The organism is Nonomuraea polychroma, from assembly GCF_004011505.1.
Taxonomy (GTDB): Bacteria; Actinomycetota; Actinomycetes; order Streptosporangiales; family Streptosporangiaceae; genus Nonomuraea; species Nonomuraea polychroma.
Genome location: NZ_SAUN01000001.1, coordinates 7,657,339 through 7,680,232, shown reverse-complemented (window position 1 = coordinate 7,680,232; position 22,894 = coordinate 7,657,339). Strand labels below are relative to the sequence as shown.

The window sequence follows — 22,894 nt, the reverse complement described above, 5'->3', positions numbered from 1 at the left end:
CTTTGCGATCTATGGTGGGGGTTGTGGAGGAGCAATACAAGATCAGCGATCCGCAGGTGCTGAAGGTGGTCGCCCACCCGTTGCGGGTGCGCCTGCTCGGCCTGCTGCGCGCCGACGGCCCGGCCACGGCCAGCGAGCTGGCCCGCAAGGTCGGTGAGAGCTCCGGCTCGACCAGTTACCACCTGCGCGAGCTGTTCAAGTACGGCTTCATCGAGGAGGACGACGAGCAGCGGGACGGCCGTGAACGCCGCTGGCGCCCCCGCCACCGCTACACCTCGTGGGACGCCGTCGAGATGACCGCCACCGCCGAGGGGCGTGAGGCCGTCAGGATCATGCATTTGCGGCAGGTGGAGTTCGTCGGACGGGTGATGGAGGAGTTCGACCTGGCTGACTGGCCGCGCGAGTGGGTGGACGTGTCGGGGATGAGCGATCACATGCTCCATCTGCCGCCGGACGCGCTGCGCGAGTTCCACGACAAGGCCGAGGCGCTGCTGCGCGACGTCGTCGCCCGATACGCCGACGACCCCGAGGCCAAGCTGGTCCACGTCTGGATGGGGTCCGTTCCGCGCACCCGACAGGAGGACCGATGACCGCCCGCCGCGCCTTACGCCGCTACATGCTCGTGTGCTTCCTGACCTGGCTGCCGCTGGGGCTCATGATTCCCTCCGGGGTGCTGCTGATGACCGAGAGAGGTCTCGGCCTGGCGCAGATCGGCCTGGCGGTGACCGTGTTCTCGATCGTGACCGTCTGCCTGGAGCTCCCCACCGGCGGCTTGGCCGACGTCGTGGGGCGACGCGTGGTGCTGGCCGCGTCCGCCGCGTTCCTCGTGGTGGCGCTCGCGCTGATGAGCGTGTCCACGACGTTCTGGATGTTCCTGGTGAGCGAGGTGCTCAAGGGCGTGGCCAGGGCACTGTCCAGCGGACCCGCCGCCTCCTGGTACGTCGACACGCTGCACCGCGTCGAAGGCCCAGGTGCCGACCTCAAGCCGGGGCTGGCCCGCGGCGGCGCCATGGAGTCGGTGGCGTTGTGCGTGGGCGTGCTGGCCGGCGGCGGTCTGCCGCTCCTCACGCCGCCGGAGCTGATGTTCCCGCTGGCCGCGCCGACCCTGGTGGGCGCGGTGGCGGCGGCGGTTCTCCTGGTCGTGGTGCTGTTCGCCCTGCCCGAACCGCCTCACGGCCGCAGGTCCCTGGCGGGCGTGCTGCGCGATGTGCCCGCCACGGTCGTCTCGGGGTTGCGGCTGGCGGCCGGCGGAGCCGTGTTGCGCCGCCTGATGCTGGCATCGGCGAGCAGCGGCGTGCTGCTGATGTCCATCGAACTGCTCACCCCGGGCCGCCTTGCGGAGCTGGCCGGCACGGCAGAGCTGGGCAGCATGGCCTACGCCGTCGTCGCGGCGCTCGGGTTCGCCGGCAGCGCCGCGGGCAGTGCCCTGGCTCCCCGCGTGGCGCGCCTGGCGGGCGGCTCTGCCGGAGGCGCGATCGTGGGCCGCGTGGTGGCCGCCATGTCGGTCGGCGCGCTGGCCGCGACGGCCGGGCTGGGCGGTGCCGCCGGGCTCGTGACCGCCGGCGCCTCCTACGTCGTCCTGTTCATCGGCGGCTCCGTGACCGGCCTGCTATGCCTGGAGATGACGCACAACGCGGTCACCGCCGCGGAGCGCACGACCGTGTCCTCGACGTCCTCGTTGTCCCTGCAGTCCGGCGGGGTCCTGGGCACCCTCACGCTCGGCGCCCTGGCCGCCCAGGCAGGCGTGGCCGCCTCCTGGGCCGTCGCCGCGACCGTGATGCTGGCCTCGGCCCTGCTGTTCGTCCGGATGCCGGCGGCTACGGTGTTGAATGGTCGCGCTCACTCGGCCCTCGCTGGTCACGCGAGCTACCGCTCTCCCTGACCGTTCGCCAGTCGAGTTCCGGCCCCACTGGCACGATCCGGGTCGGATTGATGTTCGGCTGGGTCATGTAGTAGTGGCGCTTGATGTGGTCGAAGTCGGTGGTCTCGTGGAAGGCCGGGATGGCGTAGAGCCTGCGTGCGTACGCCCACAGCGCCGGATAGTCGGTCAACCGCCGGACCGAGCACTTGAAGTGCGCGTAGTAGACGCTGTCGAACCTGGCCAGCGTCGTGTAGAGGCGCACGTCGCTCTCGGTGAGGGTGTCGAAGAGGTAGTCCGACTCCGCCAGGCGCACCTCGAGGAAGTCGAGCGTGGTGAAGACCCGCGCGACCGCCTCCTCGTACGCCTGCTGGTCGCGAGCGAAGCCCGCCTCGTACACCGCGTTGTTGAGTCCGTGGTAGAGACGGTCGTTCATGATGTCGATGTCGGGGCGCAGACGCTCGGGATAGAGGTTGGGGAAGGTGCCCCAGGACATCTCCAGATCGAGGGTGATCTGCGGGAAGTCGTTGGTGACGATGCGCTTGTCCTTGGTGTCCCAGACGCAGGGGACGGTGTAGCGGCCCGTGTAACCCGGGTCGGTCGCGTGATAGAGCTCCGACAGGTACTCGGGATCGCCGTCGGGGATGCGCCAGCCCTTCTCGTCCCTGATGGGGTCGACGATCGTGACGTCCAGCAGGTCCTCCAGGCCCAGCAGTTTCCGTACGATCAGCACGCGTTGCGCCCACGGACAGGCGTAGGAGGCGTAGACCCGGTACCGGCCGGGCTCGGGAGGGCCGAGCCGTTCCGTGAAGCGGTTCGGCTGCCGGACGAAGCGGCCATCGTCTGAGATCTCGCGGCTCAGCTTCATGACTCCCAGTAGAACACGGTTCGGATCCAGAACTATATTCGGGCCTGTGTCGAAATTCGTGGTGACGCCTGCCAGCGAGGCGCAGCGGGAAGCGTGGACCGGCGGGACGATCCCAGGAGTCGAGCGGGTGCGCCCCGGACTGTGGTCCATCCCGGTGCCGATCCCGGTCAACCCGCTGCGGTACGTCCTGGTCTACGCCCTGGAACTGCCCGGCGGCGTGGCCGTCATCGACGCCGGATGGAACACCGACGAGGCGTACGACGCGCTCGTCGCCGGCCTCGGCGTGGCCGGGTACGCGATCACCGACGTCCAGGCCGTGCTCGTCACCCACATCCATCCCGACCACTACGGCCTGGCCGGGCGCGTCCGCGAGGCGTCGGGCGCCTGGATCGCCCTGCATCCGGCCGACGCGCGCCTGGTCCGCGAGCGTTACGACGACGAGGCCATCGACTCCCTGGTCCAGCGGGAGCGGGCGCTGCTGGCCCGGTGCGGAGTGCCGCCGCTGACGCTGGACGAGCTGGCCGGCGCGTCGATGATGATCAGGCACATGGTCTCCATGGCTTCGCCCGACCGGCTGGTGGAGGACGGCGACGAGCTCGGCCTGCCCGGCTGGGACCTGCGGGCGGTCTGGACGCCCGGCCACTCGCCGGGCCATCTGTGCTTCGTCTCGCCCGAGCGCAAGCTGCTTTTCTCCGGCGACCACGTGCTGGCCAAGATCACGCCCATCGTGGCCGTGCACCCGCAGTCCGCGCCGAACCCGCTGGCCGACTACCTCGACGCGCTGGCCGCCGTGCGCAAGCTGGACGTCGAGGAGGTGCTGCCCGCACACGAGTACCGGTTCCTGGAGCTGGCCGAGCGGGTCGACCACGTCCTGGCCCACCATGATGCGCGGCTGGCCGAGATCGAGCGGGTCGTCGCCGCCGGCGACGGCGTGACGTGCTGGGACGTGGCGACCCGGCTGAGCTGGTCGCGGCCGTGGGAGACGATCCCGCCGTTCATGCGGCGCGCGGCCAACAACGAGACCCTGGCCCACCTGGTCTGGCTGGCCGCCAAGGGGCGCGTGGTGCGGGTCCCCGGCGATCCGGAATCGTGGCGCCTCGCTGACCGGTGACCCCGAGCGGGGGTTATGGTAACTCGTACTAGAACGTTGTTCTCCTGCGCTGGAGGTTCGATGCTTCGGTTCGATGACAGGGTCGCGATCGTCACAGGGGCCGGGCACGGTCTCGGCAGGTCGCACGCGCTCCTGCTGGCCGAGCGGGGCGCCAAGGTCGTGGTCAACGACCTCGGGGGCGCGCTCGACGGCACGGGGGCATCCACCGGGCCCGCCGCCGAGGTGGCCGAGCTCATTACGAAGAACGGCGGGCATGCCATCGCCAACGCCGACAACGTCGCCACGCCCGAGGGCGCCAGGGCCATCGTGCAGGCCGCGGTGGACGCGTTCGGCACGGTCGACATCGTCGTCAACAACGCGGGCATCCTGCGGGACAAATCGTTCGGGAAGATGACGGTGGAGGAGTTCGACGCCGTCATGGCGGTGCACGTACGCGGGTCTTATCTGGTCAGCCAGGCCGCCTACCCGATCATGAAGGCGGCCGGTTACGGGCGCGTGGTCAACACCTCCAGCCCGGCCGGGCTCTTCGGCAACTTCGGCCAGGCCAACTACTCCACCGCCAAGATGGGGCTGGTCGGGCTGACCAAGACATTGGGGATCGAGGGCGCCCGTAACGGCATCAAGGCCAACGCCATCGCACCGGTGGCCTGGACGAGAATGACCGAGTCGCTGCTGCCGGCCGAGTTCGAGGCCAAGTTCACGCCGGAGCGGGTGAGCGCGCTGGTGGCGTACCTGGTGCACGAGTCGTGCGAGGTCAGCGGCGAGGTGTTCACCGTCGGCGGGGGCCGGGTGGCGCGGGTGTTCGTGGCCGAGGGGCCGGGCTGGAAGGACGACGACGTCACGCCCGAGTCGATCGCGGGCAACTGGGAGTCGATCATGGCTGAGCAGCCGTACGTGCTGACGGCCGGCGACTCGATGAAGGCGATGATCTAGCGCCCCGCCCCGCCGCGCCCCGCAGGCCGGCCGCCGCCGCACGACGCGGGCTGAAGGCGCCGGCGTGAACGTGCCGCCTCGAGCGCGGCGATCTCGAACGCGCCGATTCGAACGTGCCGGTCCCCGTTGTAGGTGGGGGCCGGCGCGTGCGTATGTGGGGACAGATCCCGAAATGTCCGAGTAGACCGGCCTTTGTTCGATCTTCGGCGGAAGTTGGAGGAGTTTGGTCGATTCTCACTCTTGATTTGCCCCATCGGTGATCTTATTGTCGGCGGCATGACCCCCCAGCCGGGTTCCGCCGGCGACGTGCTGACGCTGATAAGCGCCGGTTCGGCGACGACCCGTTCCGATCTCGCGAGGCTCACCGGCCTGGCCAGGTCCACGATCTCCCAGCGCGTCGATGCGCTGATCGAGCGCGGCCTGGTCGAGGAGACCGAGAGCGGCGAGTCCACCGGCGGCCGGCCGCCGCGCCAGTTGCGCCTGCACACCGAGGACCACGCGTTCGCGGGCGTCGACCTGGGCGCCACCCACTGCCGGGTGGCGTTGATGGACATTTCGGGCAACGTGCTCGCCGAGTGCGAGGACTCCTTGCTGATCAGCGAGGGCCCCGAGAAGGTGCTCGCCCACGTGGACCAGCGGCTCGACCAGTTGCTGGCCCAGGCCAGGCGGTCGCGGACGATGTTGCGCGCAGTCGGGATCGGGGTGCCCGGACCTGTGGAGTTCGCCACCGGGCGGCCGAACAATCCGCCGATCATGCCGGGCTGGAACGACTACCCCGTCCCGGACTACTTCGGCGGCGTCAGTGTGCTGGTCGACAACGACGTCAACGTGATGGCGCTGGGCGAGCACCGCAACGCCTTCCCCCGCATCAACCACCTGCTGTTCGTCAAGGTCGGCACCGGCATCGGCTGCGGCATCGTGGCCGACGGCAAGCTGCACCGGGGCGCCCAGGGCTCTGCGGGGGACATCGGGCACATCAGGGTCAGCGGGCATGAGAACGCCGGCTGCCGGTGCGGCAACAGCGCCTGCCTGGAAGCGGTGGCCGGCGGGGCCGCGATCGCGCGGCGGCTGACCGAGCTGGGCCTCCCGGCCGAGTCCGGCGCCGACGTGGTGGCGCTCGTGCAGTCGGGCAACACGCAGGCGCTGCGCCTGGTCAGGGAGGCGGGCCGGCTCATCGGCGAGGTGCTGGCCAGTCTCGTCAACTTCTTCAACCCCGAGGTCATCGTCATCGGGGGCGCCCTGTCGCGGGTGCACGAGCACCTCCTGGCCGGCATCAGAGAGACCGTCTACCGCAGGTCGCTCCCGCTGGCCACGCATCACCTGTCGATCACGCCGAGCCGTACGGGCATCAACGCGGCCACGCTCGGGGCGGGGCTGCTCGCCATCGAGCACTATCTGTCACCGGACAACATCAACCGCATCGTCAACGCCTGAAGGATAGGGACCTCCCGATGCTGGTCATGAAGGGCATCGTCAAGCAGTTCCCCGGCGTGCGCGCGCTGGACGGCGTCGATCTGGACGTGCGAGCAGGCGAAGTCCACTGCCTGCTCGGCCAGAACGGCGCCGGCAAATCCACTCTGATCAAAGTTCTGGCCGGCGTGCACCAGCCGGACGAGGGCACCATCGTCTTCAACGGTGAGCAGGTGCGGCCGAGCAGCCCGATCGACGCCATCAAGCTCGGCTTCGCCACCATCTACCAGGAGCTGGACCTGGTCGACGGGCTCAGCGTGGCGGAGAACATCTTCCTCGGCCACGAGCACGCCACCTTCGGCTTCGTCAACCGGGCGGCGGCCAGGAAGGCCGCCCGCGAGGTGCTGGAACGGCTCGGGCACGCGGAGATCCGGCCGTCGGCCGAGGTCGGGCGGTTGTCGCCGGCGGCCAAGCAAGTCGTCTCGATGGCCAGGGCGCTCTCCCACGACGCCCGCCTGATCATCATGGACGAGCCGTCCGCCGCCCTCGCCCACGACGAGGTCGCCAACCTCTTCCGCATCATCCGCGAGCTCACCGCCCAAGGCGTGGCCGTGGTCTACATCTCCCACCGTCTGGAGGAGATCCGCGAGATCGGCGACCGGGTCACCGTGCTGAAGGACGGCCGTACGGTCGCCGTGGGCCTGTCCGCCCGCGACACCCCCACCACCCAGATCGTCTCCCTCATGACGGGCAGGAACGTCGAGTACGTCTTCCCGCCCCGCGGGGGGCGCACGCTGGGCGAGGAGGTGCTCCGCGTCGAGGGCCTGAGCGCGCCGGGCGTCTTCCGCGATGTGTCGTTCTCCGTGCGGGCGGGTGAGATCGTCGGGCTGGCCGGGCTGGTCGGCTCGGGCCGCTCGGAGATCCTGGAGGCGGTGTACGGCGCCCGCCACGCCGCCGGCCGCGTCCTGCTCGACGGGCGGCCGGTGCGCCGCGGCGTCGTCGGCACCGTACGGCACGGCATGGGCCTGGCGCCCGAGGAACGCAAAGCTCAGGCGTTGATCCTCGACCAGAGCGTCACCGCCAACATCACGCTGGGCACCCTGCCGGAGTTCGCGAGGTTCGGCTGGATCGACCGCAAACGCGAGCGCAGCGAGGCCAAGCGGCTGTCGGAGATGCTGGACATCCGCCCGCCCGACCCCGAACGCGCGATCAGGACCCTGTCGGGCGGCAACCAGCAGAAGGCCGTGCTCGCCCGCTGGCTGCTCGGCGGCCGCAAGCTGCTCCTGCTCGACGAGCCCACCAGAGGCGTGGACGTGGGCGCCAGGGCCGAGCTGTACGCGGTCATCCACGACCTGGCCGAGCGGGGCATCGGCGTGCTGCTGGTCTCCAGCGAGGTGCCGGAGGTGCTGGGGCTGGCCGACCGTGTCCTGGTGCTGCGCGAGGGGGCGGTCATCCACGAGGGTGACGCGGCGGAGCTCGACGAGCACGCCGTACTCGACATGATCATGAATGGGAGGGCGGCCTGATGAGCGAGCCCACGACGAAACGGCCTCTCGCCGGATCGGCCCTGCCCTCGGCGGCGCGCCGGCTCGGCCTCGGTGAGATGCGACATCTCGGCCTGCTGGCGGCGCTGGCGATCCTGGTGGTGGTCGGCCTGGTCACCAGGCCCGACAACTTCGCCACCGCCTCCAACCTCGTCAGCATCCTGTCGCTGGCCGCCACGATCGGCGTGATCACGGTCGGGGCCACGTTCGTGATCATCGGTGGCGGCATCGACCTGTCGGTGGGCGCGATCATGGCGCTCGCCTCGGTCTGGGCGACGACGCTGGCCACGCAGTCGTACGGGCCCTGGGTCATGGCGTTGTGCGCGATCCTCGTCGGCACAGGGGCGGGACTGGTCAACGGGTTGCTGATCGCGTACGGCCGGCTGGTGCCGTTCATCGCCACGCTCGCCATGCTGGTGGCGGCGCGCGGGCTGGCGCAGCGGATGTCCGACCGCAAGACGCAGCTCATCCAGACCGACAACAGCGCCATCGTGGACCTGTCGACCACGCGGCTGCTCGGCGTCCCGCTGCTGGTCTACATTTTCGCCCTGGTCGTGGTGCTGGGGTGGATCATGCTCAACCGCACGACGTTCGGGCGGCGGACGTACGCGGTCGGAGGCAACCCCGAGGCGGCCCGGCTGGCCGGCATCGACGTCCGCAGGCACACGATGCTGCTCTACGCCCTGTCCGGGCTGTGCTGCGGCATCGCCGCCATCCTCATCATGGCCAGGACCACGACAGGCTCGTCCACACACGGCGACCTGTACGAGCTCGACGCCATCGCCGCCGTGATCATCGGCGGCACCCTGCTCACGGGAGGCCGGGGCACGATCATCGGCTCGATCCTGGGCCTGCTGATCTTCACCCTCATCACGAACCTGTTCATCCTCAACGGCCTCAACACCAGCGACCAGCTGATCGCCAAGGGCCTGATCATCGTCGTCGCCGTTCTTCTCCAGCGGCGGAACTTGAAGGAGAGAGCACCATGAGTGAGAACGTCGCGCGCAGGGGATTCCTCGTCGGCGGGGCCGTGCTCCTGGCGGCCGGCTGCACCAGCAACGAGCCTGAGGCCTCGCCCACCACCGCCGCCCCCGCCCCGGCCCCCGCGGCGAGCGGCAACGACCAGCCCGGCCAGAAGGTCACGATCGGCTTCTCCGCGCCGGCTGCCGACCACGGGTGGATCGCGGCTATCGCCAAGAACGCCGAGGCCACCGCGAAGCAGTACTCCGACATCGATTTCAAGCCCGTCGAACCCACGAACGACATCAACCAGCAGATCTCGGCCGTCGAGTCCTTAATAGCGGCCAAGGTCAACGCGCTGGTGATCCTGCCGAACGACGGCCAGCAGCTGAACCAGGTCGCCCTCCAGGCCACGCAGGCGGGCATCCCGGTCATCAACCTCGACCGAATCTTCCCCGACAAATTGGCCTATCGGACCTGGGTCGGCGGCGACAACTACGGCATGGGCGTCGCGGCCGGGCATTTCATCGGCAAGCAGCTCAAGGACAAGGGTGTGTCCAACCCCGTGATCGTCGAGATCCAGGGCATCGCCACCCTGCCGCTGACGCAGGACCGCAGCAAGGGCTTCGCCGACGCGCTCAAGACGTACGGGTTCAGCGTCACGGCCAAGCAGGACGCCAAGTTCACGGTGGAGACGGGCAACCAGGTGGCCACGTCGTTGCTCCAGGCGCACAAGAAGATCGACGCGCTGTGGAACCACGACGACGACCAGGGCGTCGGCGTGCTCGCCGCGATCAGGGAGGCCAGCCGCGACGAGTTCATCATGGTCGGCGGGGCGGGCTCGCTCAACGCGATGAAGGAGATCCAGTCGGGCACGTCGGTGCTGAAGGCCACCGTCACCTACAGCCCCACCATGGCCTCCTCGGCGATCAAACTGGCCCGCTTGGTCGCGCAGGGGAAGGGCATGAGTGATCTGGTGGAAAAACAGGTGCCCCAGTCCATCACGCTCGCATCAGAGACCATTACCAAGGATAACGTCGAGAAATACCTGGAACTCGGCTTCGAATCCTGATCGGGGGTTGCATGTCAGACAAGACCACCATCGGCGTGGGCATGGTCGGCTACGCGTTCATGGGCCGCGTCCACTCCCAAGCCTGGCGGAGCGTGGGGGCCTTCTTCGATCTGCCGCTGTCGCCGCGTATGGCGGTGATCGCCGGCAGGTCGAAGGAGCGCACGGAGGCGTCCGCCGCGCAACTCGGCTGGGACGCGGCCGAGACGGACTGGAGGGCGCTGATCGAGCGCGACGACGTGCAGATCGTCGACATCTGCACGCCCGGCGACTCGCACGCCGAGATCGCCATCGCCGCGCTGGCGGCCGGCAAGCACGTGATCTGCGAGAAGCCGCTGGCCAACACCGTCGCCGAGGCCGAGGCCATGGTGCGTGCCGCAGCGGCCGCGCCCGCCTCGGTCAAGAGCATGGTGGCCTTCAACTACCGGAGGGTGCCCGCGGTCGCGCTCGCCCGCCGGTTCGTGGAGGAGGGCAGGCTCGGCGAGATCAGGCACGTGCGGGCGCAATACCTGCAGGACTGGATCGTCGATCCGGAGTTCCCGCTGGTGTGGCGGCTGCAGAAGGACAAGGCCGGTGCCGGGGCGCTCGGCGACATCGGCTCGCACATCGTGGACGCGGCCGAGTTCATCACCGGGCAGCACGTCGTCGGCGTGTCCGGGCTGACCGAGACCTTCATCAAGGAACGTCCGCTGGCGGGCGAGTCGGCCGGGCTGGGCGCCTCCCGTACGGACGCCATGGGTGAGGTCACCGTCGACGACGCCGCGTTGTTCTTCGGCCGGATGTCGGGCGGGGCGCTGGCCTCGTTCGAGGCCACACGGTTCGCCACCGGCCGCAAGAACGCCATGCGCATCGAGATCAACGGCCAGCTCGGCAGCCTGGCGTTCGACTTCGAGGCGATGAACGAGCTGTGGTTCAGCTCCGGCGGCGGCTTCGAGCGGATCCTGGTCACCGAGCCCGATCATCCGTACGTGGGCGCCTGGTGGCCGCCCGGGCACGGGCTGGGCTACGAGCACACCTTCACCCACGAGATCAAGGACTTCCTGGAGGCGATCGCCACCGGAGCCGACCCGTCGCCGTCGTTCGCGGACGGCCTGCGGGTGCAGCGGGTGCTGGAGGCGGTCGAGCGCAGCGCGGCTGACGGCAGCCGCTACACGAACGTGGAGGAATGACTCATGCGACCAGTCACACTGTTCACCGGACAGTGGGCGGACCTGCCGTTCGAGGAGGTGTGCCGGCTGGCGGCCGAATGGGGCTACGACGGGCTCGAGATCGCCTGCTCCGGTGACCACTTCGACGTGGCCCAGGCCATGGCGGACCCGTCGTACGTGGAGCAGAAGCACGCCCAGCTCGACAAGCACGGCTTGAAGGTGTGGACGATCTCCAACCACCTGGTCGGCCAGGCCGTCTGCGACCACCCGATCGACGAGCGCCACAAGGCCATCCTGCCCGCCCGCATCTGGGGCGACGGCGAGCCCGAGGGCGTGCGGCAGCGTGCCGCCGAGGAGATGAAGAACACCGCCAGGGCCGCGTCACTGCTGGGCGTGAACACGGTCGTGGGCTTCACCGGCTCGTCGATCTGGCACACGGTCGCCATGTTCCCGCCCGTGCCCGCATCGGCGATCGACGCCGGCTACCAGGACTTCGCCGACCGGTGGAATCCCATCCTCGACGTCTTCGACGAGGTCGGCGTACGTTTCGCGCACGAGGTCCACCCCAGCGAGATCGCCTACGACTACCACACGACCGTCCGCGCCTTGGAGGCCATCGACCACCGGCTGGCGTTCGGCCTCAACTGGGACCCCTCGCACATGGTCTGGCAGGATCTGGACCCGGTGGGCTTCATCCTGGACTTCAAGGACCGCATCTACCACGTGGACTGCAAGGACACCCGCATGCGCGTCGGCGACGGCCGCCGTGGCCGCCTGTCCTCGCACCTGCCGTGGGCCGACATGCGCCGCGGCTGGGACTTCGTCTCGACCGGACGCGGCGACGTGCCGTGGGAGGACTGCTTCCGCGCCCTGAACTCGATCGGGTACGAAGGCCCGATCTCGATCGAGTGGGAGGACGCGGGCATGGACCGGCTGGACGGGGCGAAGGAGGCGCTGGGCTACATCCGCAGGCTCAACTCCATCACCCCGCCCACCACGGCCTTCGACGCCGCCTTCTCCACGGAGTAAGGACCCGAAGGACGGCGCCGGAACGCCAGGCGTCCGGCGCCGCTCCTTGGTGGCTGCGTCTCAGTCTCAGTCCATGAGGACGATCTGGCGCAGGACCTCGCCCGCACGCAGCGCCTCGACCGCGTCGTTCAGGTCGGCGAGGCGGATGCGGGCGCTGATCATCGATTCGAGGTCCAGCTGGCCGGCCTTGTGGAGCTTGGCGAAGTACGGGAAGTCGTGCCGCACGTCCGCCTCGCCGTACAGGCTGGAGAGCAGGTTCTTGCCCTCGAACAGCAGGCTGAACGCCGAGATCGACACCATGTCGTCCATCGCGCCCGCGCCGACCACGATGACGTCGCCGCCCTGGCGGGTGACCTGCCACGCGCTCTGGATGGTGGCCGACTTGCCGACCACCTCGAAGCCGTAGTCGAAGCCGGAGCCGCCGGTGAGCTCGTTGAGCGCCTCCGGCACCTGCTCGGGCGTGACCGCGTGCGTCGCCCCGACCTTCTTGGCCAGCTCGTGCTTTGACTCCAACGGGTCAACCGCGAGGATCATCCGGGCGCCGGAGACACGCGCGCCCTGGATCACCGACAGGCCCACGCCGCCGCAGCCGATCACCGCGACCGTGGATCCCGGGCGCACCTTCGCGGTGTTGAGCGCCGCCCCCACGCCGGTCGTGATGCCGCAGCCGATCAGGGCCGCCGCCTCCCACGACACGTCCGGGTCGATCTTGATCGCGCCCTGCCAGGGGACGACGATCTCTTCGGCCCACGTGCCGCAGCCCGCCATCCCGAACGCCGTCGCCCCGTCGCCCCCGAAGCGGAAGTTGCCCTTGGTGAAGCCCTCGATCACGTACTTCATGCACAGGTACGGCTGCCCGCCCAGGCACAGGTCGCACTCCTGGCAGGCCGGCCGCCAGTTGATCACCACGTGGTCGCCGGGCTGCAGGGAGGTGACGTGCTCGCCCACCTCGACCACCTCGCCCGACCCCTCATGGCCGGGGACGAGCGGAACGGGCTGCGGCAGCACGCCCGACATGGCCGACAGGTCCGAGTGGCAGACGCCGGTCGCCTTGATCCGCACGCGGACGTCGGTCGGGCCCACCGGGGCCAGCGTGACGTCGTCGCGGATCTCGAGCTTGTCGTTGCCTACGGCGTGCAGGATCGCGGCGCGCATGGGGGGTTCCTCCTCCGGCTCGAAGGCTGGGTCCTCGAGGGGCTAGTCCTCGATGGACAGAGCGGCTTTGGGGCAGGACCTGACCGCGTGGCGGACGCGGTCCTGCATCTCGGGGGGTGGTTCTGGAAGAAGGATGTGCAGCTGGTCGTCGTCGTCCACCTCGAACACCTCGGGCGCGAGCCCCATGCACACCGCGTTGGCCTCACAGACCAGGTAGTCCACCTTGACTTTCATGACAGCCTCCTGTGGTCCCATGAGACCACTTTGGTGCGCTCGACGACGAACGCAACCCGCTTGCGCCCGGTCTGCTCCACGTAAGGGCGCAGCAGCTCGTCAGGCACGCCGGGGGTCATCCTCCGGGCGACCAACATGCCTATGGCCATGACGTCGTCCCGGTCGGCAATAGGCTCGGCCTTGCCGTACACCAGGACGCCGCGCAGCTCGTTGTAGTCGTCGCCGGCCTCGATGAGGCAGCTCACCCGGGGATCGCGGGCCAGGTTGCGGGCCTTCTGCGCCTTCGTGTACGTCCAGAAGGCGATCCGCCCGGCGTCCAGGCCGTAGAACATCGTGACCAGGTGTGGTGTGCCATCCGGGTTGATGGTCGCCAGTTGCAGCTTGCGTGAGCTCTCCAGGAAGGCGGAGACCTCGTCGTCCGACATCGCGATGCGAGCGCGCTGGTTCACGTGCCAAGTAGAACAGGTTCCAGAAGTGGGCTGCAAGAGTTCCCTGGAATGTTGTTCGGTTCGGCTAGGGTGCAGTCCTATGACGATGCCGTCAGAGCTGCTCTATGCAGCGAAACATGCCAAAGGGTTCATGCCGGACGACGAAGGGCTGGCCCTGTTCGCGGCGGCCTGCCAGTACGGCAAGCTCGGACCCATCTGTGAGATCGGGACCTACTGTGGCAAGTCCGCGATCTACCTCGGCGCGGCAGCGCGGCAGGCCGGGTCCGTGGTCGTCACCGTGGACCACCACCGCGGCTCCGAGGAGATCCAGCCCGGGTGGGCGCACCACGATCCGACGTTGGTGGACGTCCGGTTCGGCAAGATGGACTCGCTGCCGACCTTTCGCGCCACGATCGCCGCGGCGGGCCTGGAGGACGAGGTGATCGCCGTCGTCGGCAGGTCGGAACAGGTGGCCGGGCTCTGGAACACGCCGCTGGGCATGGTGTTCATCGACGGCGGCCACTCCGAGGAGCCGGTCACCCGCGACTACGAGGGCTGGGCGCCGCACGTCATGGCGGGCGGCGCGCTGATCTTCCACGACGTCTACCCCGACCCCTCCGATGGCGGCCAGGCGCCATACCGGGTCTACCAGCGCGCCCTGGAGTCAGGCGCATTCAAGGAGGTCGCGGCAGAGGGCTCCCTGCGCGTCCTCGAACGCGTCAAACCGGACGCCATCTAACGAAGCCCACACACCCGCGCCCCGGAGCCGGTCAACGAACGGCCCCGGAGCGGGGCAACGTGGGCTCGCGTAACGGCGGGCGACTTGTGAAGGGTCAGAGGCCGTTTCCTGGAGGGCCATCAGCCGAAGTGCGGCGGGTGGCAAGCCACGGCAACGCGTAACAGATGGGCTTAAACCCGGCGGCGGGTCCAAGAATGACGGGTTTGTGCCTGCCAGGTGCGGAAGTCTTCGTGCGTGCGGGCCTGGTGGCCGAGCGCGATGAGCGCGCGATCGGTCCAGGCGGCCGCTTCCTCCGGCTCGGCCCCGGCCAGAATCGGCACGGCCTGCGCCGTGTGCTCCGGCAGCATGCCCGACCGCAGCCGGGCGGACACGGCGAAAGCGCACCCCTGCGCCAGATGGGCACGGAACCCGTCGGCCCCCGCGTGCTCGGTCAGCCACCACAGCTCGTCGGCCTCGGCGCCGCCCGTGTACGTGGCCGCGAACCCGACCCCGCTCCACAGGTCGGCCCGCCGCGCCGCGGGAAAGTCCCCGATCTTGGCCGCGACGTCGTCGGGCGAGGCACAGTCGTGGTACCAGAGCAGCCGCCCCAGCCCTTGGTCGAACACGGCGCAGTGGGCCCTGGTGAGCAGGTCTGGCATGGTCCGCTCGCCGATCATGCGGTCGGCCCTGGCCAGGCTCCACTGGAAGCCGAACCCGTCCACCGCCAGCCATCGCAGCAGCGGGTGGGCCTGCCGCGCGCCCCGCATCGGACGCAGGCGCACCAGCGCGTAGCCGCGGCCGGCGCCGACGTAGGCGGCGTGCCGGTGGTGTTGGGCGGGGCCGGCAAGTAGCTCGTGAAGGCGCCGGCCCCGGGTCAGGGTGAGCAGGTCGAGTACGGTGCAGGCGGCGGCCGCCCCTTCATAGCCGAAGGGACGCTGCTCGGCCGGGAGCTCCTCGACCTTCTCTACTTCTTTCGACATCACCGCATTGAAGCCGAAAATGTATGACTTTTCGGCGTTCGCGAAGGCCGTCCGAGAAGCTCCGGGTCTAAGCCTGAACCTGCGTCGGCGCAGATCGCACTCCTGCGGATCCTTGATCAGAAACCTCCGCAGCCCCTTCGCCGGGGTCAGTGTCGGCTCGGTTCCCACCTGGTCCAAGAACGATGTTGTGCCCGTGTTGCCCACGCTTCCCCCGAAGACGCATCGTACGGCCACTACGAAGCTAGTGACCCCATTGCGCCCGTCATCGGCGACGCACCGGATTTCCCCGGCAAAGAACCGGCAAAAGCCCTTGCGGCGCTGATCAGTGGACCTGCGGGGGCAGCACCGGGGCCGAGCATCCGCACACGTCCGGGTCGAACACCGCCGTCCCCGCGATGTCGCGGAACAGCCCGGCCCCGGGCGACGCCTCAAGCAACGCGTCCGCCGCCAGGACCACGGCCGCCGCCGTGTAGCCGGAGCGCTCGTACGGGAAGTGCTTGCGGTTGGCGAACTGCCACCCCGTCCAGTACGAACCGTCCTCGTGCCGCAGATGTTGCATGTCGGCGAACAGCCGGGCCGCCCGTTCCCGATCTCCCAGCGCGTCCAGCGCCAGCACCAGCTCGCACGTCTCGGCGCCGGTCACCCACGGCTGGTCCGACACGCACCTGATCCCGAGCCCCGGCACCACGAACGTCGCCCACTCCCGCTCCAGCAGCTCCAACGCCTGCCGGCCGCGTACCGCGCCGCCGAGCACCGGGTAGTACCAGTCCATCGAGAAGCGGCTCTTGTCGGCGAACGCCTCGGGATGGGCCGCCAGGACGTGTGCCAGCCGGTCGGCGGCCAGTTCCCAGTGCGGCTGCGGGTCACCCAGGTGGTCGGCCAGCCGGACGCCGCAACGCAGCCCCTGGTGGATCGAGGAGCATCCGGTGAGCAGCGCGTACGTGGCATCTCTGCCCTGCGCGTCCCGTTCCCAGACGATCTCGCCCCGCTCGGTCTGGAGCCCGGCCACGTAGTCGAGCGCCGCCTTGACCATGGGCCAGTGCGCCTCGGTGAAGCCCTGGTCGCCGGTGACGAGATGGTGGTGCCAGAGGCCGACGGCGATGTAGGCGGCGTGGTTGCTCTCCCCGCCCAGCTCCGTCGGGACGCCGTCGACCAGCTTCATCGGCCAGGAGCCGTCGGCGCGCTGGTGCCGGGCCAGGTACGCGTACCCGCGCCGCACCGGCTCCTCGAGACCCGCGACGGACATGGCCATCAGGCACTCGATGTGGTTCCACGCGTCGACGTGACCCTCCGGCCACGGGACGCCGCCGTCCTCCTGCTGCATCGCCGCGATGCTCTCGGCCGTTCGCACGACCTCGGCGTGGGAGATCATGGCTTCCGGACGTACAGGACCACGCTCTTGCCGATGATGGGATTGAGCACGGCCTCGGCGATCCTGGTCGCGGCGGGGCGTTTCATGATGTCCCAGACCAGCAGTTCGTGGTACGCCTTCGCGAGCGGATGGTCGTCGTTGTTGACCCCGACCGCGCACTTGATCCACCAGTAGGGGGCGTGCAGTCCGTGGGCGTGGTGGTGCGGGCCGATCTCGAAGCCGGTGGACTTCAGCTTGGCCGACAGCTCCGCCAGCGTGTAGATCCGCACGTGCCCGCCGGGGGCGGTGTGGTAGTCCTCGTCCAGCGCCCAGCAGATCCGCTCCGGCAGGAAGCTCGGCACGGTGATCGCGGCCGTGCCGCCGGGCTTGAGCACGCGGAAGATCTCCCGCATGGCCGTCATGTCGTCCGGGATGTGCTCCAGCACCTCGGCCGCGATGACCCTGTCGAAGCCGCCGTCCTCGAACGGCATGTCGAGCGCCGTGCCCTGAACGGTCTGCCCGGTGGCGCCGGGCGGCACCTCGCCCGCCTTGTCCATCGCCGCGAACATGGCCGCCACGTTGTCCAGCTCCGACTGGTCCATGTCGAACGCGATCACGTCCGCCCCGCGGCGCAGCACTTCGAAGGCGTGCCGGCCGCCGCCGCAACCCAGGTCCAGCACGCGCGTGCCGGGGCCGACGGGAAGCCGGGCGAAGTCCACAGTCAGCACTATTTCTCCTTGTGAGCCTGGATGGCCTCGAGGTATGCCTCAACGGTCTTCTTGGCCACGACGTGCCAGGTGTAGCGCTCCATGACGCGGTCGTATCCCGCCTTGCCCACCCGCTCGCGTTCCTCGGGGGAGTCGTGCAGGCGGCGCAGCACAGCGGCCAGCTCCTCGGGGTCGCCCGGCGGCACCTGGACGGCGGCGTCGCCCACGACCTCGGGGAGCGCGCCCGTGCGGCTGGCCACGAGCGGCGTGCCGCAGGCCATGTGCTCGACAGCGGGCAGCGAGAACCCCTCGTACAGCGACGGCACGACCGAGATCTCCGAGGTGGCGATCAGCTCGCCCAGCTCCTCGTCGGAGATCCCGTGCACGAAACGCACCCGGTCCTGCAGCGACAACTCCTGCACGAGCTGCTCGGTGGGGCCGCCGGGGGTGGGCTTGCTGACGACGGTGAGGTGCACGTCGCGTTCGGTGGCCAGCTTGGCCACGGCGCGCAGCAGCGTCGCGACGCCCTTCATGGGGGAGTCGGCGCTGGCGACGGCCACGATCGAGCCCTTGCGCCGCGGCTTGTCCGGGCGCGGGTGGAAATAGCGGGTGTCCACGCCGAGCGGGATCAGCCGCATGTTGGCCTGCGGGACGTTGAAGTCGCGGTGGATGTCGGCCAGCGAGGACTCGCTGACGGTCAGGATCGGGCTGAGGCGGGGTGCGACGCGCGACTGCATCTTCACGAACCCGTACCAGCGGCGCATGGTCAGCCGCTTCGCGCCGGTGGCGGCCTCGAGCTCGATGCGGCGGTCCACGCTGATGGGGTGGTGGATGGTGCCGACCACGGGGAAGAGCTTCTGGATGCCGAGCAGGCCGTACCCGAGTGTCTGGTTGTCCTGCACGACGTCGAAGTCGCCCACCCGCTTCTTCAGCTCGCGGTAGGCGCGCAGGGTGAAGGTCAGCGGCTCGGGGAACCCGGCCGTCCACATCGTGCCGACCTCGAGCCAGTCGATCCAGTCGCGGTATTCGTGCAGCTTCGGCGTCCTGAACGGATCCTCGTCGCGGTAGAGGTCGAGGCTGGGCACCTCGCGCAGGATGACGCCCTCGTCGAGCTCGGGGTAGGGCTGGCCGGAGAACACCTCGACGTGGTGCCCCAGCGCGACCAGCTCGCGGCTCAGGTGGCGGAGATAGACACCCTGGCCACCACAGGTGGGCTTGCTGCGGTAGGACAGCAGCGCGATCCGCAGCCTTCGCTCCGGCACGGACACCCCTTTCACCGCTGATTAGATCATGAATGATGACCTTAGCCCGAGAAGGCTACCATTCGGTAGGTCATCTGGAATTGTTCACAATGCGTGCCATACGCCGTGCGAACTGCGACGTTGCTGTAACCGAGCGCCGTTCGGTGGAACACGTTCTAGGAGCTTGATGCCCTTTCCAGCTGCTTAGCTGTACATTCCCGTCCCAAAGGGATACCCGTCGCGATCATTGGAGGACCCCTTGGCCAGGCGCGCTCTGATCACCGGCATCACCGGCCAGGACGGTTCCTACTTGGCGGAGCACCTGCTCGAGCAGGGGTATGAGGTCTGGGGACTGGCCCGGGGGCAGGCGAACCCACGGGTGTCCCGGATGCGCAAGCTGCTGTCCGACGTGCAGGTGGTGCGCGGTGATCTGCTGGACCAGGGATCGCTGATCTCGGCTGTGGAACGGGTTCAGCCGGACGAGGTGTACAACCTGGGCGCGATCTCGTTCGTGCCCATGTCGTGGGAGCAGGCCGAGCTCACGGCCGAGGTGACCGGGATGGGCGTGCTGCGCATGCTGGAGGCGATCCGGGTGTGCTCGGGCGTGTCGCGGGGAGCTTCAACCGGCTCGGGGCAGATCCGCTTTTATCAGGCTTCGTCGTCTGAGATGTTCGGCCAGGTCAGCGAGACCCCGCAGAACGAGCGCACCGCCTTCCACCCGCGCTCGCCGTACGGCGTGGCCAAGGCCTACGGGCACTTTCTCACCCAGAACTATCGCGAGTCGTACGGCATGTTCGCCGTGTCCGGGATCCTGTTCAACCACGAGTCGCCGCGCCGGGGCGCGGAGTTCGTGACCAGGAAGGTGTCGCTCGGGGTGGCCAGGATCAAGCTCGGGCTGGCCACGGAGCTGCGGCTGGGCAACCTGGAGGCGCGGCGGGACTGGGGGTTCGCGGGGGACTATGTGAAGGCCATGCATCTGATGCTGCGGGCCGGCGCCCCGGAGGACTACGTGATCGGCACCGGGCGGATGAAGTCCGTCAGGGAGCTGGTGGAGGCGGCCTTCAGCGCGGCGGGGCTGGACTGGGAACGGTACGTGGTGACCGACCAGACGTTGCACCGGCCGGCGGAGGTGGATCTGCTGTGCGCGGATCCGAAGAAGGCGCGCGTCCAACTCGGCTGGGAGCCAAAAGTGGCCTTCGACGAACTCGTCGCGCTGATGGTCGAGTCGGATCTGAGGCTCCTCTCGAACGGCGGCGACCCCGATCAGGACAGCTCCTGGCCCTGACGCCGACCCCGAACCCCTCATTTCTTTACGCGGTGCCGTGGTCGGCCGACCGCCGTCGCTGGCTTGGGTCTGTCCAGGGGAACGGCCTCTGACCGGTCAGTGGCGCGCCGCCGTTACGGCGCGCACGGGCACCGGGTTCCGTGGTCATGGCTTGGCCACGGCCGCCTGGCGGTAGGCGCCTGGGGTGAGGCCGAAGTAGCGGGTGAACCAGCGGGTCAGGTGGCTCTGGTCGGCGAAGCCCGTTGCGGAGGCCGCTTCAATGATCGGCGTTCCCGCGGCTATCAACGTCCGGGCCCTTCTGAGGCGGAGCTGGCGGTGGTAGTCGCTCGGTGGGAGGCCGTACTCCGCCTGGAAGGCGCGGTAGACCACGTAGCGGCTGGTGCCGGTGGATCTTGCCAGGTCGTCGATGGAGAGGTCGTCCGTCATGCGGTCGTGAAGGAGTTGTCTGGCGTGCTGGGCGACCGTTGTTGACCTGGTCGGTCTGGTCGGGGCGGGGAGTGGCTTCGTTGACGCTCGGTGGACGATGCGGGCGATCGCGGCCGTGAGGAGTTCGTCACGACGCAGGGCCGTGGCGCTCGGGTCCAGGAGTGCCACGTGGAGGGCGCGCAGGGTGGTCGCCAGGGCCGGGTCGGACGCTACGGGGGCCACGAAGAGGGGGAGGCCCGTACGGCGCCCTGTCGCGTCCTGGAGGGCGTCGGCGACTAGGTCCGGGGCTATGTGGATGATCCGGTAGGTGAAGCCGAGGGTGTTCGCGGCGTGGCCGTCGTGGGGGTCGTCGGGGTTGAAGGTCATGACCATGCCCGCCGCGCTCGTGTGCGCCGAACCCCGGCACGTGAACGACTGCGCCCCGGTCTCCGTCACGCCGAAGGAGTAGGCCTCGTGGCTGTGGCGGTGGTAGACGTGCCGCTCGAAGTGGGCGTGCATGGCCTCGATCGGCCGATCGGGCGACCGCCAGTATCTGGACCAGTCGTGTGCCATACCCATGTGCCCATTGTCCCTGGCGTCGTTGACAAACACTCGCCGAGCGGGCCGGACAGACGCCGCAGCGGATCTACCAGTATGCGGACCAGTGCTCCCGCCTTTAGGCGGGAGATGAAGGCCCTCGGGGGAAGGCCCTCAGGGCCTGAGCGTGCACTAATTCGCGCTCTTTGCGGTCGAGCCTCACCACGTCTGCTGGTCTTCATTGTCGGGGTCGGTCCTGGGACTGAAGGTAGGTGCGGACTGTGGCCAGGTTCGCGCCGCCGGTCGAGCCACTGGTCTGGTCTTCCGGGGTCGGCAGGTGGGAGCTGGAGGGGTCCGGCGGGAAGACGCGGCTGACGTTGGTGCAGAGCGGGTTCGACGCCCAGCGGCAACCGTACGCGGCGTGGGGCGGCATCCTGGCGGGGGTGTCCGAGCTGCGGCGCTATCACGAGGTGCCGGACTGGCAGCCGGTCATCCCCGAGTAGTCCGCTCCCGCCGCACGAGCGTTCAAGACGGGCGGGGGCGGCGTGTGGAGACTTGCTGCCATGCGTTTCGACACCAAGATCGGCATTGTGGTCCGCGGGGACCTGGCCGCATGGCAGCAGCTCAACGTCACCGCCTTCCTGGCCAGTGCGGTGGCGGGCGGGGTGCCGGAGACCATCGGGGAGCCATACGAGGACGGGTCGGGCAACTCGTACCTGCCAATGTTCCGGCAGCCTGTGCTGGTTTACGTAGCGTCCCTGGAGGAGTTGCGGGTCGTCCGGGAGAAGGCGGTGGGGCGGGGGATCGATGTGGCCGTTTACATCGAGGAGATGTTCAAGACGGGGCACGATGCGGACAACCGGGCGGCCGTGCGCGCTATGGAGGCCGATGAGCTGGGGCTAGTGGGGGTGGCGGTCCATGGGCCGCGCAACGGCGTGGACAAGGTCCTGAAGGGCCTCACCCTGCATCCCTGAGGCGTGAAGGTGGACGACGCACGGTCGTCCACAGAACCGCGTTCGCTTCTCTGTCGAACTTCTGTTCGATGGCACTCTCGTCGCCGTGAACCACCGAGACCCCCAGCCCGCCACTCACGCCATGGACACCATTCGATCAACCGTGATCGATCGCGCCAGGCGGATCACCCGCACCGTCCCGCAGGCCGTCGTCTGCCGCCAGAGCGCCGCGTGCATCTGGGGCGTCAGCGTCCTGTCGCCGCCGCAGGGCGACTGGCCGATCGAGCTGACCGCCCCCGGCCATCTGGCGGTCCCCGGCTGTGTCACCTACGTCGCGCCCTTGCCCGACGAGGACGTCACGACACATGGCGGCGTGCGCGTCACCACCATGGAACGCACGGCGCTCGACTGTGCCCGCTGGTTGCCGCGCGTCGAGGGTGTGGCGATTCTCGACCAGTTCGCCCGCCAGGGAGTCGACCTCGACGCGCTGTGGCGCCGGCCGCTCAACACCTGGCGTGTGCGCGACACCCTCAGCCTGGCCGACCCCGGATCCGCCTCGCCGAGGGAGAGCTGGCTCAGGGTGATCCTCGTGGAGGGTGGCCTTCCCAAACCGTCCACTCAGATCAGAGTCGAGCTGGACAACGACAGGCACGCCTATCTCGACATGGGCTGGGAGGACTTCAAGGTCGCGGTCGAATACGACGGCCAGGAGCACCACACCTCGGCCGCGGATCAACAGCGCGACGCCGACCGGCGGGAGGAGCTACGACGACGCGGCTGGCGGGTGATCGCCGTCCGGAGGGACGTCATCCCCGGCCAGATCGCCGGCCTCCTCCACCATGTGGCCAACGCCTTGATGGAGCGCGGCTGGCAGCCCGGCCCTGAGGGCACCACCCGCATCCTCCGCCGCATCCGCGCGGCTCGCCGCGGACGCCGCTGGAGGTGACGACCAAGGGCTCGCAAGAGCACT

The 22,894-nt window shown here is 69.2% G+C and carries 24 protein-coding genes; 15 read left to right on the top strand and 9 right to left on the bottom strand.

Annotated elements, in window-relative coordinates; translation table 11 throughout:
• Positions 1–23: 23 nt before the first annotated feature.
• On the top strand, positions 24–590 hold the full coding sequence (locus EDD27_RS34990) for a winged helix-turn-helix domain-containing protein (protein ID WP_164903922.1): 567 nt from the start codon (positions 24–26) through the stop codon (positions 588–590).
• Positions 587–1,882, top strand: coding sequence for an MFS transporter (locus EDD27_RS34985; RefSeq protein ID WP_127936187.1), 1,296 nt, complete (start codon positions 587–589; stop codon positions 1,880–1,882). Before EDD27_RS34990 ends, EDD27_RS34985 begins: the two co-directional genes overlap by 4 nt.
• Here EDD27_RS34985 and EDD27_RS34980 read toward each other — a convergent pair.
• Positions 1,818–2,726, bottom strand: a complete 909-nt coding sequence (locus EDD27_RS34980) for a glutathione S-transferase family protein (RefSeq protein ID WP_241564426.1) — start codon at positions 2,724–2,726, stop codon at positions 1,818–1,820. The two genes, EDD27_RS34985 and EDD27_RS34980, sit on opposite strands and share 65 nt — an antisense overlap.
• 46 nt (positions 2,727–2,772) lie before the next feature.
• Between EDD27_RS34980 and EDD27_RS34975 the strand changes: the two genes are divergently transcribed.
• The 8 genes from EDD27_RS34975 (at position 2,773) to EDD27_RS34940 (ending at position 11,930) form a co-directional block, all read left to right on the top strand.
• Positions 2,773–3,837 carry an MBL fold metallo-hydrolase gene (locus EDD27_RS34975; RefSeq protein WP_241564425.1) on the top strand — a complete coding sequence of 355 codons (1,065 nt, stop codon included), beginning with the start codon at positions 2,773–2,775 and terminating at the stop codon, positions 3,835–3,837.
• A gap of 60 nt (positions 3,838–3,897) precedes the next feature.
• A complete protein-coding gene (locus EDD27_RS34970; protein WP_127936185.1) occupies positions 3,898–4,770 on the top strand; it encodes an SDR family oxidoreductase in 873 nt (290 codons plus the stop codon).
• Between the two features lie 276 nt (positions 4,771–5,046).
• On the top strand, positions 5,047–6,204 hold the full coding sequence (locus EDD27_RS34965; RefSeq protein WP_127936184.1) for an ROK family transcriptional regulator: 1,158 nt from the start codon (positions 5,047–5,049) through the stop codon (positions 6,202–6,204).
• Between the two features lie 17 nt (positions 6,205–6,221).
• Positions 6,222–7,706 carry a sugar ABC transporter ATP-binding protein gene (locus EDD27_RS34960; protein WP_127936183.1) on the top strand — a complete coding sequence of 495 codons (1,485 nt, stop codon included), beginning with the start codon at positions 6,222–6,224 and terminating at the stop codon, positions 7,704–7,706.
• A complete protein-coding gene (locus tag EDD27_RS34955; RefSeq protein WP_127936182.1) occupies positions 7,706–8,713 on the top strand; it encodes an ABC transporter permease in 1,008 nt (335 codons plus the stop codon). Before EDD27_RS34960 ends, EDD27_RS34955 begins: the two co-directional genes overlap by 1 nt.
• On the top strand, positions 8,710–9,756 hold the full coding sequence (locus EDD27_RS34950; protein WP_127936181.1) for an ABC transporter substrate-binding protein: 1,047 nt from the start codon (positions 8,710–8,712) through the stop codon (positions 9,754–9,756). The genes EDD27_RS34955 and EDD27_RS34950 overlap by 4 nt, the downstream gene beginning before the upstream one ends.
• An 11-nt stretch (positions 9,757–9,767) precedes the next feature.
• Positions 9,768–10,922: a Gfo/Idh/MocA family protein gene (locus tag EDD27_RS34945; RefSeq protein ID WP_127936180.1), complete on the top strand. Its 1,155-nt coding sequence runs from the start codon at positions 9,768–9,770 to the stop codon at positions 10,920–10,922.
• 3 nt (positions 10,923–10,925) lie between these two features.
• Positions 10,926–11,930: a sugar phosphate isomerase/epimerase family protein gene (locus tag EDD27_RS34940; protein WP_127936179.1), complete on the top strand. Its 1,005-nt coding sequence runs from the start codon at positions 10,926–10,928 to the stop codon at positions 11,928–11,930.
• Positions 11,931–11,996: 66 nt separating this feature from the next.
• On the opposite strand, the gene EDD27_RS34935 is transcribed toward EDD27_RS34940, so the two are convergent.
• The 3 genes from EDD27_RS34935 to EDD27_RS34925 are packed head-to-tail and all read right to left on the bottom strand — an operon-like array spanning position 11,997 to position 13,768.
• The gene (locus tag EDD27_RS34935; protein ID WP_127936178.1) at positions 11,997–13,085 is read right to left on the bottom strand and encodes a Zn-dependent alcohol dehydrogenase; all 1,089 of its coding nucleotides are present in this window, start codon (positions 13,083–13,085) and stop codon (positions 11,997–11,999) included.
• Between the two features lie 42 nt (positions 13,086–13,127).
• Complete coding sequence (locus tag EDD27_RS34930; protein ID WP_127936177.1) at positions 13,128–13,319, bottom strand: ferredoxin; 192 nt, start codon at positions 13,317–13,319, stop codon at positions 13,128–13,130.
• Positions 13,316–13,768, bottom strand: coding sequence for a pyridoxamine 5'-phosphate oxidase family protein (locus EDD27_RS34925; RefSeq protein WP_127936176.1), 453 nt, complete (start codon positions 13,766–13,768; stop codon positions 13,316–13,318). Before EDD27_RS34925 ends, EDD27_RS34930 begins: the two co-directional genes overlap by 4 nt.
• Positions 13,769–13,853: 85 nt before the next feature.
• On the opposite strand from EDD27_RS34925, the gene EDD27_RS34920 reads away from it, so the two are divergent.
• Positions 13,854–14,486, top strand: a complete 633-nt coding sequence (locus EDD27_RS34920; protein ID WP_127941167.1) for a class I SAM-dependent methyltransferase — start codon at positions 13,854–13,856, stop codon at positions 14,484–14,486.
• A gap of 170 nt (positions 14,487–14,656) precedes the next feature.
• On the opposite strand, the gene EDD27_RS34915 is transcribed toward EDD27_RS34920, so the two are convergent.
• From EDD27_RS34915 to EDD27_RS34900, 4 genes are all read right to left on the bottom strand, one after another.
• Positions 14,657–15,613: a DUF1702 family protein gene (locus EDD27_RS34915; RefSeq protein WP_241564878.1), complete on the bottom strand. Its 957-nt coding sequence runs from the start codon at positions 15,611–15,613 to the stop codon at positions 14,657–14,659.
• Between the two features lie 154 nt (positions 15,614–15,767).
• Positions 15,768–16,817, bottom strand: a complete 1,050-nt coding sequence (locus tag EDD27_RS34910; RefSeq protein ID WP_164903920.1) for a glycoside hydrolase family 15 protein — start codon at positions 16,815–16,817, stop codon at positions 15,768–15,770.
• On the bottom strand, positions 16,814–17,524 hold the full coding sequence (locus EDD27_RS34905; protein ID WP_206641794.1) for a class I SAM-dependent methyltransferase: 711 nt from the start codon (positions 17,522–17,524) through the stop codon (positions 16,814–16,816). The genes EDD27_RS34910 and EDD27_RS34905 overlap by 4 nt, the downstream gene beginning before the upstream one ends.
• Positions 17,524–18,771 (bottom strand): glycosyltransferase family 4 protein, encoded by a 1,248-nt coding sequence (locus EDD27_RS34900; RefSeq protein ID WP_127941165.1) that lies wholly within the window; start codon positions 18,769–18,771, stop codon positions 17,524–17,526. Before EDD27_RS34900 ends, EDD27_RS34905 begins: the two co-directional genes overlap by 1 nt.
• Before the next feature lie 232 nt (positions 18,772–19,003).
• Here EDD27_RS34900 and EDD27_RS34895 point away from each other — a divergent pair, with 232 nt between their 5' ends.
• On the top strand, positions 19,004–20,029 hold the full coding sequence (locus EDD27_RS34895) for a GDP-mannose 4,6-dehydratase (RefSeq protein ID WP_127936174.1): 1,026 nt from the start codon (positions 19,004–19,006) through the stop codon (positions 20,027–20,029).
• Between the two features lie 144 nt (positions 20,030–20,173).
• On the opposite strand, the gene EDD27_RS34890 is transcribed toward EDD27_RS34895, so the two are convergent.
• Positions 20,174–21,013: an AraC family transcriptional regulator gene (locus tag EDD27_RS34890; protein ID WP_241564424.1), complete on the bottom strand. Its 840-nt coding sequence runs from the start codon at positions 21,011–21,013 to the stop codon at positions 20,174–20,176.
• 239 nt (positions 21,014–21,252) lie between these two features.
• Between EDD27_RS34890 and EDD27_RS34885 the strand changes: the two genes are divergently transcribed.
• The 3 genes from EDD27_RS34885 to EDD27_RS34875 all read left to right on the top strand — a co-directional run bounded on the left by EDD27_RS34885 (position 21,253) and on the right by EDD27_RS34875 (position 22,870).
• Entirely contained in the window at positions 21,253–21,474 is a 222-nt protein-coding gene (locus EDD27_RS34885) for a hypothetical protein (RefSeq protein WP_206641793.1), read from the top strand.
• A 60-nt stretch (positions 21,475–21,534) separates the two neighbouring features.
• Positions 21,535–21,945, top strand: a complete 411-nt coding sequence (locus EDD27_RS34880) for a DUF2000 domain-containing protein (protein ID WP_127936173.1) — start codon at positions 21,535–21,537, stop codon at positions 21,943–21,945.
• An 85-nt stretch (positions 21,946–22,030) separates the two neighbouring features.
• Complete coding sequence (locus EDD27_RS34875; RefSeq protein ID WP_127936172.1) at positions 22,031–22,870, top strand: DUF559 domain-containing protein; 840 nt, start codon at positions 22,031–22,033, stop codon at positions 22,868–22,870.
• Positions 22,871–22,894 lie beyond the last annotated feature (24 nt).

What these genes read in the sequence shown, in the direction of transcription:
- EDD27_RS34930 (WP_127936177.1), bottom strand. Translation starts at nt 13,319, where the DNA reads ATGAAAGTCAAGGTGGACTACCTGGTCTGTGAGGCCAACGCGGTGTGC.
- EDD27_RS34985 (WP_127936187.1), top strand. Translation starts at nt 587, where the DNA reads ATGACCGCCCGCCGCGCCTTACGCCGCTACATGCTCGTGTGCTTCCTG.
- EDD27_RS34945 (WP_127936180.1), top strand. Translation starts at nt 9,768, where the DNA reads ATGTCAGACAAGACCACCATCGGCGTGGGCATGGTCGGCTACGCGTTC.
- EDD27_RS34890 (WP_241564424.1), bottom strand. Translation starts at nt 21,013, where the DNA reads ATGGGTATGGCACACGACTGGTCCAGATACTGGCGGTCGCCCGATCGG.
- EDD27_RS34910 (WP_164903920.1), bottom strand. Translation starts at nt 16,817, where the DNA reads ATGATCTCCCACGCCGAGGTCGTGCGAACGGCCGAGAGCATCGCGGCG.
- EDD27_RS34965 (WP_127936184.1), top strand. Translation starts at nt 5,047, where the DNA reads ATGACCCCCCAGCCGGGTTCCGCCGGCGACGTGCTGACGCTGATAAGC.
- EDD27_RS34955 (WP_127936182.1), top strand. Translation starts at nt 7,706, where the DNA reads ATGAGCGAGCCCACGACGAAACGGCCTCTCGCCGGATCGGCCCTGCCC.
- EDD27_RS34970 (WP_127936185.1), top strand. Translation starts at nt 3,898, where the DNA reads ATGCTTCGGTTCGATGACAGGGTCGCGATCGTCACAGGGGCCGGGCAC.
- EDD27_RS34880 (WP_127936173.1), top strand. Translation starts at nt 21,535, where the DNA reads ATGCGTTTCGACACCAAGATCGGCATTGTGGTCCGCGGGGACCTGGCC.
- EDD27_RS34920 (WP_127941167.1), top strand. Translation starts at nt 13,854, where the DNA reads ATGCCGTCAGAGCTGCTCTATGCAGCGAAACATGCCAAAGGGTTCATG.
- EDD27_RS34940 (WP_127936179.1), top strand. Translation starts at nt 10,926, where the DNA reads ATGCGACCAGTCACACTGTTCACCGGACAGTGGGCGGACCTGCCGTTC.
- EDD27_RS34960 (WP_127936183.1), top strand. Translation starts at nt 6,222, where the DNA reads ATGCTGGTCATGAAGGGCATCGTCAAGCAGTTCCCCGGCGTGCGCGCG.
- EDD27_RS34950 (WP_127936181.1), top strand. Translation starts at nt 8,710, where the DNA reads ATGAGTGAGAACGTCGCGCGCAGGGGATTCCTCGTCGGCGGGGCCGTG.
- EDD27_RS34980 (WP_241564426.1), bottom strand. Translation starts at nt 2,726, where the DNA reads ATGAAGCTGAGCCGCGAGATCTCAGACGATGGCCGCTTCGTCCGGCAG.
- EDD27_RS34935 (WP_127936178.1), bottom strand. Translation starts at nt 13,085, where the DNA reads ATGCGCGCCGCGATCCTGCACGCCGTAGGCAACGACAAGCTCGAGATC.